We start from the raw sequence: 12,763 nt of genomic DNA, 5'->3' as shown, positions 1-12,763 counted from the left end.
CAATGCTCCCCTTACAAACGCGTGATGTCGCGCGGAATTTTTTTATAAACGATATTGTGGCGGCGCATGAAATCCTCGCCCAGCGCGCACTGGTCGGCGTAGATCAGGTAGCGACCTGTCCGCTTCACCAGTTGCGTCAGCAATGACAAATCAAGCGTGGTGGGATTGGCATCGTCCCAAACGAAGAACAACCCAAGGCCATGCGCTTCGCCCATCCAAGAGGGCGCACTGGCATTTCCTTCTGTTGCTATTGGAATGAGCGGCGCGCATTGGCCGATAGGGATTCCCTCTGTCCATGCAACATAGTCGCGGATAGCTTGCAGTCCGACCGATGGGTTAAGCATGCCGTCATCGAGTAATAGCCGTTCGCCTACGGTGTAGTAGTCGAAGCTTCCGCCCAGACCTGCGACGGTTTTATTGCCTTCGCCATAGCCACTTATGACGCGACGTACACGTTCGGCGGTAATAGTTTCGGCGTAATCCATTGTCTCAATGAGGATAAAACGACGGTTGCCCTTATCCTGTGCATTGAGTTTCAAAACGGCGTGTGCGGTCGTGCCAGAGCCGGCGAAGGAGTCCAGAACAAGAGAATTTTTATCGGTAGCAAGTTGCAAAATGCGCTCTATCAGCCTTGTCGGCTTAGGAGTTTCAAACATGGAATCATCTCCCAATATCGCGAGCAATTCCTTGGTTGCCTCTTGGTTATGCCCCACCTCCTCATTTGTCCACCAAGTCCATACGGTACTACCCTCGGATTCTGATAAGAATTTTTTCAACCTCGGCCTGGAATCTCCGTTCTTTCCAAACCAAATACGCTTATCGTTATTAAGTGCAAGAAACGATGTTTCTGATAATGCCCAGCACCGTTTTGCGGGAGGGGACAATTTTCTGCCGCTTGGGGTAGTGATTTCGTAAAACTGGTCTTTTGTTGCGTGGCCGGTTTGCCCGGTTAGATCGACAGACGCCCATAACCCACGAGGGTCCAGATCAGGATTTTTAAAATCTTTTGCTCTTCCGATTGATATAGGAACTTTATTGAGTCGTTCCTTAGCCAAGAGTAAGCGTTTCGCATAAACAACAATATGATCATGGGCGGGGCCAAGATTTAATCTTGCGTCAGGCGACGTTCGTTTCTGCCAAACAACATTTGATAGAAAATTACTTGCTCCAAAAATCTCATCTAAAACCAGCCTCAATGAGGCTAATTCATTGTCGTCAATGCTGACGAAAAAAACCCCATCATCGGCCAATAACCGATGTAGCAACTTCAAGCGCGGATACATCATGCACAGCCATTTGTCGTGCCGACTCAAATCTTCGCCTTCAGGGCCAACTACCTTACCAAGCCATTTCTTGATTTTTGGGTCATTTACCGAATCGTTATATACCCAGCCTTCATTGCCGGTGTTGTACGGCGGGTCGATGTAGATGCACTTAACCTTCCCCTCGAATTCAGGTAGCAGGCTTTTTAGTGCTTCGAGATTGTCTCCGTGGATGATGCGATTGCAATCACTTTCCGCTTCTGGATTTTTGGCGAAACTACTGGAACTATTTAGTTCTGGCGCGGTCTTTTGGCTGGCTGGCTGGCTGGCTGGCTGGCTGGCTGGCTGGCTGGCTGGCTGAAATGATATTGTTTTTTCAATACGCGATAAGGTACATCACGATGATGGTGAATTACTTTTTCTTTACCAACCCAAGTCAATGTAGGCATATATCTTTCGAATGATGTGTTGTCTGCGTTCGGCTTATAACCGAATCTCGTTTTTGCTTAGCGCCTTTATGGACTGCGCAAAAAATAAAAAACTGAAAGTACCGCGATTGATCTTCGAGGCAATTTCTTTGTAGCTCTCATTAACATTTAGTATGTAGGCGTTGAATCAGATTTTCATAGATCACACCTGCTATTAACTCCAGATGCCTGCCCATGAATTCGTATATATATTGATATGCCGGATAACCCTATCCGGCATGGCCGTTGCCTGATCGTCACTCGCGAGACTGACGTCGCATATTTTCAACGGACTTGACTAAATCGACCACTGACTTCGGCTTTGCCCATCGGCGCCAAAATGGAATCGTTGCACTTCGGGGTTCATATTTTGGCTTGCTTATTTTGATGCGAGTCGGCAATAAGGTTGCATCACCAACCACTACTGCTTCACCGACATCTAATGTGGGAAGAACCTCCATGAGACTTTCTAGGCTTTCTGGAAGCAGCTGCTTTACCACCGCTTGATCAGTTTTATTCGCAAGTCTCAGACTGATAATGTTGCTGCATTGGCTAAGTATCGTTGTACTTACATCTGACGGCCGCTGGCTAACTACCATCAAACTAACTCCGTATTTTCTTCCTTCCTTGGCTATTCGCTCGAAGTTCTCCAGTGCTCGCTTTTCAAGCGGACCCGTCATCGCTGCATTGCTGGGAAGGTAAAGGTGAGCTTCGTCACAGACGATTACGACTGGATGGCGAGAATCGCCATCCAGTCCTGGGTCAGTCCAGAATTGGATTTGGTAAACAAGTCGGGCAACCAAGCCGACGACAACTGGCAGGATGTCAGAAGGAACTTCAGAAAAATCGACGATCTTCACCCCAGAATTTACCCCGTCCTTGAAAGTACCAGAGCCCAAAAGTTGGCATGCCAATTTGTGTAGAGACTCGTAAGTATCATATTCAGCCGGCGCTTGGTACATGAATGCATAGCGCCTATCATTTATTTTTGTCTTGAGCCTTATCAGGAAACGTGAAAGCTTCCCATAAAGAGGACCTCGCTCCATTTTTGCCTGTCCTTTCCGCGCACCGGTGGCATATGTTTCGCCAGTATCGGTTTCATCCTCATTTTTTTTGCCTAACGAATCAACAAGGCTTTGAATTTTATAAGGGACTGGCGTGTCAACGGTGAATCCGTCTAACAGATCATTCTTATTAAGGGCGGTAATTGATGCTCGCTTTGTCTCAATCACTGAGTCCATTAAAGCTAAGGCTTGATTAGGGGCATTGTCACCGGACCGGTCGACAAATACAGATTGCATTTCATCATACGTCAGCAACCAGAACGGAAGAAAAATCGCGCCGCTTTTCTTTGACTTCAAATCACCAATTCCTGCGATCCGGAAATGTGCAGCAAACGCCATGCTAGAGTACTCTCCATGAAGATCAAGCACGATCATGTTCGCGTGTGGAAGTTGAGATGCCTGCTCAAGTATAGATGCGACGGTAAATGATTTTCCCGACCCAGTGCTACCTAATAATGCAGAATGACGTTGAAATAATTTGTCTGCATCAATATAGGCACTTGCTTTGCCATCCAAGGTATAGGTGCCCACCCTGAGCGGAGCGATACCGTCAGCTTTTGACGATGCACTAAGTATTCCCATAAAATCTTCGAGTGATTTTTCTTCAATCGGAAACACTGAGCGACTTATTTCTGGTAGCGAAAATATGGCGCGCGAAAATGTGTCTTTTTTCTCACCATCACGTTCTCTATAGGTTCCAACAAGACTGACGGCTACGCCGTTTTCCTCGACGGGAATCGTGTTCAAGTCCGGCTCCTCGCTTTCTTCATCGAGAGTTATTAGTTCCACAGGGCGGCGCCAGACGCGCTCGATTATTCCTACCAGCCATTCGTCACCCATGGATTGAATCGCCACCAGCCGCCCCACGCGGGCTTTTTGCAATCGCTGTCCGTCGGTCACGCGAATGGTAATCCGAGATGTGTCGATGCTACGCACTTCTCCAATTGACTGATCTTCGTTAAATGTAAAAATTCCCATCGTAATCCCTTATTCAATAAAGGTTTTTAAGAAGTCGTCCAGCTGCCAAAGTGGAGTCGGGGAGGGCAACATCTGGCCATTGTGATAGCAATTTGAACCCATACTCTGTGCACAAAAGACGATCACATGCGGGTAGCTGCGGATCACTGCATGGATGTTGTCGGTTAAATCACGCGTAATAATCAACATAGGCATGTGTGAGTCAAGCCGTGTTTTGATGACACCTTGAAGATGATCATCATTAAAACCGAAGCCTACACAAATTAAGGCGTTTGCTTTGTTGAATGCTCCGTTCATTTCGGTGCGCATCGTGTCAAACAAAATATTAACCAGGGCATCCTGATATTTCGACGGACCAGGTACGACTATAGCCTTCGTAGCGTTTGAATAATCATTAAGAACTTCGATTGGGCCGTCCTTCGTGGATATCCAAGTTATTGACCCGTGCGGCTTATGCAATCGCACGGTTAGGCAAGGGTGATGTTCTAACACCGCGCCCTTTTTATCTACTGATCTAGTTCGGCTGTACTGCGTTACAAACAGCGGATTTGTTCTAGGTATTCTGCGACGAAAGCCGGAAAATCCGGTATCTAAAGGCAATTCAGCAATATCACAAAACAACTCTAGCAAAGTGTCATAATTGGTGGTGATTATTGAGATAGCATCCGCATTTTGTGGAGCGCCATCGAATAGACGACGCAACAATCTCACAGGTGCATGCGTAGAGGGATCCAGATGGTCGAGAATCGCTGCTTCTGCGATTAAAGTCTTAGCGATGATGAGCTTAGCAGTCTCTTCGCGTAATATAGCAATAATCTCATCTCTACCGTTAGCGCCATTCGCAATCGTATTGAGACCAACCTCCAGATTTGCGCGTACCGCGTCCAACGAAGCCGCCCATACAGCCTTTGCTTCGTTTGATACCAGACGTGGGCCGACAACCCTTGTCAAATGTTCGCCCAACGCACCCATGTGCGGCAATTCGTATCCGCACGAAAAACCGGAGCCGACCAAAAGTACAGGCGTCGTCCTGAACATTGCCTGAATTTTGATATATATTTCCTCTGGGAGCCCAGATGCAGTCATACGCTTTTCATCTTTTTTTGAAGAGTGTTAGGAGGGAACAAGAAAAATTACTGACTAGCGCTTCTAATGGACGGCAATCACTTTGTCACCTCGCCAAACTAGCCTGCTATTCCTACAGAATCAGCCATTCATGTAATTTTCCCAGCTTCTCGATTTCCGTTTTTCACAGTTATATCAACCATACGAACACCTGATTTACTATCACGATCATAACCCTCCTCACTGCTATCAATTATTTCCTTTAACCAACTATTGTGGATTTTCAACTTTTAGTCAACATCATTTGTGACCAAATGGCACCTCAAATACCGAGTGGATCTGTTCAACACGGTGGCGCTTGATGCTCGCCACTTTGCTACCAACGGCGACCATCTCGGCCGAAGATGAGTCGTTCTGAGCCAGCATCGACACCGATATGCCTGGTTAACACGTAGACGCAGCCATTCGATGCTTAAAATAAGCGAATAATTCGGACGCCTTCTCCGATTGCCTGTACTAACTTCTGCCGTCAAATAGTAGTGGGAATTACTTTGGCTTCTGCCTTTATTTATATCCATCCAGTTGCGTTAAACAATGTACATAACATCTATTATTGTTACTGCATTGCAACGAATCAGGTAGAGTATGAATTCGCTAACACTCAATCAAGTAGTTTGATCCAATCAGGATGGCTGAAAAAATAAAGTTGTCAGAAGTAGCAATACCATTGCTCACTGAGGGTGAGGGATATTGGCGAATGGATTGGCTTGGAGATCTACGATATCCGGATCGGGTCCAACGTCACAGTCAACCTAGCGTTCAAGTCATGCTGTCAAGTCTGGCTCGACAGCCTTGCGACCTTGACCTCAATACCCAACACCTACCTGACTACAAAAAACAGCGAGAGATTTGCCTGCCTATAGGTTTCCTGCCGATTCTGCGCATTGGAGACATATGGCGAAGGGAGCGATACATCGCCAGCCCGTCCTACACCACTGAGACATTTCAGGACGTTTTGATTGATGATGATCACTGTACTTCCATTGTGGCTAGTGCATTTGAGTCCGGAAATGCACCGAATTCCAAGCGGTTTCTACTACCACTGGCGCATCATCCATTTCACATGAACCACCCGCGATCGAAGTGCATGTTGATTTCACTTCCTAGCAGCGATAATAAAATTGTCATCCCTCAATTGGAGCTTGCACGATGTTATTTTGGCTCGTCACCCGCTCTGGTCGCGAAACTCTTTAGCTATGGAATGGTGCTCAACGAGATTTACGACTACAACGCAACAATACCGCAACAGGTAGATGGCTCATCTTTTATTCAATTACGCCCAAAGATGAAGGATAAGTCGGCCGCAGATATAGCACGAATAGCCTTGGACGCGAACGCGAAACGTGCTGCAACGCTTATTAGCAAATCTATCGTTAAATGCGCGAAAGACCAACGCCCCATATATGCCGAAACCAATTTCCCCTTTAAAGGCACTACAACACTTACCCTAATTGGAAAATGGTTGCCTTACACAGCAGAAGGCAAGATATTCGTTTGCTATCGGATTGTTCGTTGCACAGCACCGTTCCCGTTTGAATCTCTAAATTTTTTTAGGGACAATGCTGGAGACAAAGACGGCACAAACGATCCTTCTCGTCCTAAAGCATATGAGGGAACCAGCCCTCGGCCCACTCCCAGCAATATTGATGGCACCGATCTGCTGACAGACAACGAACCTTACGCATTCTTAGACGACACAGAAATATTGATTCCAGAAGAGACGCCGTTTACAGACCTGGCGACTAAAAATATTGAAAAAGTACGCCAAAAGTCGTGCGAATATCAATCAGCCGATCCCACTGAAGTTATACCGATCCATACAGATGGATTGGGGATTGGTGAAGGCGGTACTGACTCAGCCATCAGTCCCGCCGATATAGGAAAAGAAGATGTAATAAAAGATGAATCTATTTCAACAGTAGAAAAATTACCCGCTGATTTTCAGACTTTTTTTAAAATTCTGGCCTCTCTTCACCTTTACAAAGGCGTCAAAGAAATTTCATTTGAGCTTCCATATCCAGGAGGCATCGATTCACGTTGCTCTGTCTTCCCATTGGTAAAAACTGAAACTGGTCGAGAAAGTACATGGCCATTCATAGACTACATCAAAGGCGTTTGTCATAACAAGCGTCTACGTAGACGTGTGGTAGTTGCGCGGATTCATTTTGATAAGAAAATTCGATATCTCCTCGAGATAGAGCGTCGTGTTGATGCAATGGGAAATTACTTAGATAGATGCTCGATGCTGCTTCTCCATAGCCATACCGATATAGCAGTTTCAGAAAAGGATCTCAAGGCAGTTCTAACTGAATGCGCAGAACGTCGTGGTGGATGGCTATCCGATGAAAGTCTTACGCATCTCCACCGATATGCCTTTAAGCATACATTCTCCAATGCGGAATTGGAAAATGAAGTGATCACAACATTTGTGGAAAAAATTGTTTCAAAACTCTAATCTTGATATGAAATATCAAATAAAAGGAACGGTTAGCGCCGAAAAGCAATGGGATTAAATCAAGGGATAGCAACAAATAAATCCACGCTGACAGAGACTACTGAGTCTGATGACATGCCTTTACTCGACAATATATTGGATAAGCTCCGGTTAATCACAAAAGGCCGCCATCAAAGCCTGTTGAATGCAGCGATTAGGAAAGCGCATCAACAGGGACAGGACAAAGGCCGGAAAACGTTTGTCACACGAAAAACGGCGGAACCCCCACCGCCAGTTTCAGGCAACAAATGGTTGGTGAGTGAGCATCCGTTCGAAATCGATGACAATCTTGTAGATAAAATACGTGCTGACGTGGCACGCCTTGCAAGCGATGTCAAATTCAACCCCTCTCAGTGGAAAATGATCCTATCACCATGCACATCGACTTATGTCATTGCTGGGGCGGGATCGGGTAAATCAACGGCATTAGTCATGCGTGCGTTGGTCTTGAATTTCTATCTGAATGTCCCATGGGAAGAAATTTCCATCTTTACCTTCACAAGGAATAGCCGTAAGGATTTCATTAAGAAATTGTGTAAACGTTTAGAAACATGGGGCCGGCCCATTGAGTATCAATTCGCGCGTAGCATAGTCCGGACGTTCCACTCCATGATTTATACGATTTATCGCCATACGGTAAGAGATCCTCCAAGAGTTCTTGAAATTCTAAATAGTAAAGGCGAGTTAAAAATCAAAGATGATAACGAGATTGAAAATCTTATCGCCAATGAAGAAGATAATGAAGATATGCGCAAGCGACTAAAGTCCGCTTACGAATCTGCCTATCTTGTGAATTCTACTTTCAGCAATGCAATCCAAAACCTATACTTGAGCAGCTTTCTGCAGCAGCCAATCGCACCGTACCCGGAACAGACATCAAATGCGGATTGGGTATCCAAGAATGATCAAGCAATGGGTGTGATTGTCGATCAGGCATGGCGTTCGACTATCGCTCCGGACCAGTGGCCCTTTTCTGGTGTCGAAGCAAAATTTCAAGAGATCACATTATCGCCCACATTTCCTCACCGTTTTGTTGCGCATGGATACATTCCGGCGCTTAAGACATATGTTGTACTCGGTGGTGCGGACTATTTCAAAGGGCAGTGTTTGCCAAGCACTACTCAAAATATCGCAGCGCTGATAAACACTAAACGCAAGATTTTTTCGGCAAGGAACGAAAAGCCAATTTTTTGGATTGATACACCAAAAAGACTGGGCGAACTGATTGCATTTCTGCAGTGGTTTCAAGACACCTCTGTACCAAGTAAGCCGGCACCAGCGTTTTCATACACGCCAGAGGGAGAGTTTGCGCCGAAGCGTGATGAGGAAGTACACATTACCGAGACAATTTTTGGCTTTGGACAATTTATAGAAAGCCTTGGATTAACAGTGTCGTCAGCGCTAACAAATCTACAAGGCAAGTCACTGTCTCGCGGCGACCAAAACTTTGCCCAAGCGACAGCAATCTTCTGGGAGTATTTCGAGGCAATACTTGAGAAAGAAGAAATTGTTACGTTCAATCAAATGTTCGTCCAATTTTCTGAGCGCCATCCTGAAAACCTCCAATACATTCCTATAAAAATCCTGAAGTCGATTAAGCATTTAATGATCGATGAATTTCAAGACATCTCTCCGCAGATCGTTCAATGGATACGCGCTTGCAAATATGAACTCGTCAAGAGGGAGAAAGAACAAAAAGATGCCATGCCAGGAGGCTCTTTTATGTGTGTTGGCGACGATTGGCAATCAATCTACGGGTGGCGAGGGAGCTCACCACATTTCTTCTTAAACTTCGAAGATGAGTTTCCTGCGAAGTCTCATCTCCCGGTAAAGATGGAAGAAAATTATCGTAGTAGTAAAAAAGTGATTGATTGTGCAGAACAGTTATTGGCACCAATCCCGCACACCAGACGGTCTAAGAAACACGGAGTCGCAAAGGGAGATTTTGCCTGCAACAATTTTGCTGTTCAAGTTACTTTTGTGAGTGGTGATAAATTGCCTTATAAGGCAATTTCAGACGCAATTGCCGAGGAAGTCAAACGAGTAAAGCCTACAGAAGATCATCCATTATTTGTTCTATCGCGATCAAATGCCGAACTCGCTAAAGCACCAAAGCAATGGGGGAAATCTGTCGTTTACATGACATTCCATACATGCAAAGGACTAGAAGCGAAGAGCGTTTTTTTACTTCAGGACTGTTCTTACACGCAGCGAAATCCGTTAAAAAATATGGTTTATGGTCATGCGGGATTCGGCAGTTATGACCAAGCGCAAGAAGACGAGGCCTTACGGCTCGCTTATGTGGCTGTCACTCGTGCCGAAGAGCGATGTTTCTGGTTCTTGCGGCAGAATAAAAAATCTATGGGCACTTTTGCATCGAAAAATCTACCAACATCCGCCGACTACATTTCAGTAATTGACATGTGACGAAATTCAGAGCACTTGAGTAGATATTAAATTGAGACGTAATAAGCGCTGTTTAATGTCATATTATTAGTTTAAATAGATGATAAAGGAACAACTTTTAATGAAGAAAGCACAGTAATCAATGGAGACTGCACATATCGCCGAAATGGCAGAGAAACTTGCCAGCGAATTGTTCGCCGAATTTTTTTGGGAAAAGATAGGACCGACCAATCAAGATTGGCCTTGTGAGGATCAAGATCGTCATGTGACCACTACTCATCCGACCGACGTTGTCTACTGCTACGACGAACCATATTCGACAGTACGGACGTATGTCAATTGTGATTTGAAGAGTTACAAGAAGGGCACTATCACAGCAACGACGGTTCGGTCTGCGGTGGAAAGTTTGGCAAAACAGGTTGCATGTGCGGAAAAAAGTGACACTTGGCGAAATAGGCACATTCATGATCATGTAACTCCATCGATTTGCGGTCTTCTATTTGTCTACAATCACGATGGCGAATACGAAAAAAATTTCAGAACCAATCTATTGAGTATCAGTCCGGAACATCTCGACTTGCCCAAGGGAGCCAAACTCTTTGTACTCGGGCCTAAAGAAATTTTCTGGTTAGATAATATCCGCTATGAAATTCAGTTAATGCGCGGGAAATCGGGAGTCGACAGGCTACCCGACCGGGAGTACTGCAAGTACTACTATCCTCAGCACGTGCGACGTGCAAATGTGCAGATAAAGAAAGCGAAGGCTGCCACATTAGAAATGCTTACATCGCCCTGGATTATCTTGGAATATAAAGGACCAAAGAGCAGCGATCGAAAAGGCATTATTGTCTTTTACGCCCGTTATGGAGACACTTCAGATGAGTTCATATATCTCATCGACATACTCCGAAATTACCAATTACTTGATGAAGACACTAAGGTAACAATCAAGACATTGGGAGCCTCTCCTATTTCGTCGCCAACTTTCCAGAAGGCGCAACAGCAGTACATCGAGGGCTTGGCTGAAGGCGGAGGTCACTCAGATCTCGCAGCTTGCGTGAAGGCGATTTTATACGAGCCTATTACACAAGTTCGAACAACCTACTCTGCAATTGACTTGGGAATGGACTATGAATGATTTTCTCGACCACCTGAGTGCTAACGACAAAGACGTATATGACCTTCTTATTTCTGGCAAACAGCGCCTAACCGAAAGCGTACTGTATGAGCTTGCCCGTGACCGGGGAATTTTTTATTCCTCCAAAGAAAATCGCGATGATCTGGCTGATCGACTATCCTTACTGACCCACGATTACCACGACATCAAAGGCATTATTGAACGTCGTGAACATGGACGCCGTGGTGAAAAGACTACCTCCATACGGCTAAATGCCGATATTCCCATTGAGGACATTCGTGCGGCTGTTGTCGCGTATGAAAAAGAAGTCGGTGTGAAGGAAAAGGTCATCCACCATCAAAAAGGCACGAATGGACTTTCAATGAATGTGGAGTACGACGAATTTAACCACTCCCGTACGAGGCTGCTTCAAAGACAACGCCACGATGCAGAAATAGAATTCCTGGTGCAAGACGGACAAACGATTGTTCGCTTTCCTGCCTCCGAAAAGGCCAAGCGGATCGTAGCCATCGTTAAGGATAACATCGAGAGCAAACGTAAGGAAAAGATAGTTGAAGAAGCGATTGAACTTACTGGCCTAACGACTCCCGAAGACCGCTCAGCATTTTTCACGAAACTAATTTCACAGATGCCCGGTTATCGTCTCAAAGATGTGACCAACTTGAAAGTTGCGTCGAATCAAGGCAGCAATGAAACTGACAATGACGATGGCTTAGATATTGAAGATGAAAAGGATGGCGAGGCAAGCAGAAAAATGTACGCGGTAGTTCATAGCATGGCGATGAATGGCCAAAATTTGGTCCAGTCCGAGGAATACCAACAACTCACGAAGCGTGGTTTCTTTATTACGACTATCAATTGGCGCGCAGAGCAAGTGAGTATACCGTATGACATCATTCAGTTGGATGCGGGTTTTGAGGATCGTCAGAGTGGCATAGGCTTCAAGTATGGTGTTCAGGGTGCATTTCGGTTCAACAAGGGGCATCACACGAAGTCGGCACGTCCAGTGGAGGATGTCGAACGTACTGCACTGTTCGCACTGATGGAGTCCACTGCTAGAAGTGTGTTGGAAACGTTACTAAAGACTGAAGCGGAGCGGAGCGAAGAGTCAGTAACGCGGGAGGTAAAACCGTGAGTCGATACCGGTGGTTCCGTGCGGAGTGGCCATTTTCTATCCGAGTTCTAGCAAAACGGATTAAGGCCATTCCATTTGGCGAAGATTTTCCCCACGGCTTTGTAATAGACAGAGTTCGTGATGACTACTTGGAAGCGCGATACATCGAGCGCATGGAGTGCACAGACAAAGTTGTTGATCCCTTTGGAAAAGAATTGTCGTTCGATCGCGTGGAATTCAGACAATGTGTGTTCAGAGCATCATCCGAATCCCCTGGACTGGAGTTATTGGATGCTCCTCGCACTACTCAGAATCTGCTAAATAGGTTGGCAGAGGCATCGGATTTTTCACTTGCAGTTAGCCCGTTAACGGTAGATGTACTCGCATGGGCTACAGCGTTTCAGAGCATCGCTGCCGTCGAAGGGATCGTTGACTCCCTTCAGGTTGGAGCATTACAACTAGAACGGGGCATCCAAGTCAAAGCAGTCATCAAAGGGGACCGAGATGTTCGCGCCGCGTGCACCGGTTTGACACATGAACGGAAGTTCACGTTAGAGAAAATTCAGCTTCGGTTACCCGGGCCTACCGGTGGTTCTATCGTACTGACCCATTCCGGCTCCGTGAAAATTGATGCCGACGACCCTACGGAAATAGTATTGGCAGCTGTTCGCCAGTCTTTGGCACAGATCACTAACAGACAATCACATTAGGTCGT

9 protein-coding genes are annotated in these 12,763 nt (G+C 45.8%); 5 read left to right on the top strand and 4 right to left on the bottom strand.

The window, feature by feature from the left end; genetic code table 11:
• Nucleotides 1–11 precede the first annotated feature (11 nt).
• From FKCLFG_RS15870 to FKCLFG_RS15855, 4 genes are all read right to left on the bottom strand, one after another.
• A complete protein-coding gene (locus FKCLFG_RS15870; protein ID WP_472615880.1) occupies nucleotides 12–1,424 on the bottom strand; it encodes a site-specific DNA-methyltransferase in 1,413 nt (470 codons plus the stop codon).
• A gap of 321 nt (nucleotides 1,425–1,745) precedes the next feature.
• The gene (locus tag FKCLFG_RS15865; protein ID WP_472615879.1) at nucleotides 1,746–1,865 is read right to left on the bottom strand and encodes a DUF6471 domain-containing protein; all 120 of its coding nucleotides are present in this window, start codon (nucleotides 1,863–1,865) and stop codon (nucleotides 1,746–1,748) included.
• 121 nt (nucleotides 1,866–1,986) lie between these two features.
• Entirely contained in the window at nucleotides 1,987–3,771 is a 1,785-nt protein-coding gene (locus FKCLFG_RS15860) for an ATP-binding protein (RefSeq protein ID WP_472614030.1), read from the bottom strand.
• Between the two features lie 9 nt (nucleotides 3,772–3,780).
• On the bottom strand, nucleotides 3,781–4,857 hold the full coding sequence (locus tag FKCLFG_RS15855; RefSeq protein WP_472614029.1) for an SIR2 family protein: 1,077 nt from the start codon (nucleotides 4,855–4,857) through the stop codon (nucleotides 3,781–3,783).
• A gap of 805 nt (nucleotides 4,858–5,662) precedes the next feature.
• Here FKCLFG_RS15855 and FKCLFG_RS15850 point away from each other — a divergent pair.
• From FKCLFG_RS15850 to FKCLFG_RS15830, 5 genes are all read left to right on the top strand, one after another.
• Entirely contained in the window at nucleotides 5,663–7,351 is a 1,689-nt protein-coding gene (locus tag FKCLFG_RS15850) for a hypothetical protein (RefSeq protein WP_472614028.1), read from the top strand.
• Nucleotides 7,352–7,399: 48 nt separating this feature from the next.
• The gene (locus FKCLFG_RS15845; protein WP_472614027.1) at nucleotides 7,400–9,817 is read left to right on the top strand and encodes a UvrD-helicase domain-containing protein; all 2,418 of its coding nucleotides are present in this window, start codon (nucleotides 7,400–7,402) and stop codon (nucleotides 9,815–9,817) included.
• 121 nt (nucleotides 9,818–9,938) lie between these two features.
• The gene (locus FKCLFG_RS15840) at nucleotides 9,939–10,934 is read left to right on the top strand and encodes a PD-(D/E)XK nuclease domain-containing protein (RefSeq protein WP_472614026.1); all 996 of its coding nucleotides are present in this window, start codon (nucleotides 9,939–9,941) and stop codon (nucleotides 10,932–10,934) included.
• Nucleotides 10,927–12,069 carry a hypothetical protein gene (locus FKCLFG_RS15835; RefSeq protein WP_472614025.1) on the top strand — a complete coding sequence of 381 codons (1,143 nt, stop codon included), beginning with the start codon at nucleotides 10,927–10,929 and terminating at the stop codon, nucleotides 12,067–12,069. The genes FKCLFG_RS15840 and FKCLFG_RS15835 overlap by 8 nt, the downstream gene beginning before the upstream one ends.
• Nucleotides 12,066–12,758 (top strand): hypothetical protein, encoded by a 693-nt coding sequence (locus tag FKCLFG_RS15830; RefSeq protein WP_472614024.1) that lies wholly within the window; start codon nucleotides 12,066–12,068, stop codon nucleotides 12,756–12,758. Before FKCLFG_RS15835 ends, FKCLFG_RS15830 begins: the two co-directional genes overlap by 4 nt.
• The last annotated feature ends 5 nt before the right edge of the window (nucleotides 12,759–12,763 follow it).

The sequence above is a fragment of the Gelidimonas denitrificans genome (assembly GCF_055694065.1).
The sequence above is the reverse complement of the archived record's forward strand: the minus strand, read 5'-3'. Positions and strand labels throughout refer to the sequence as shown.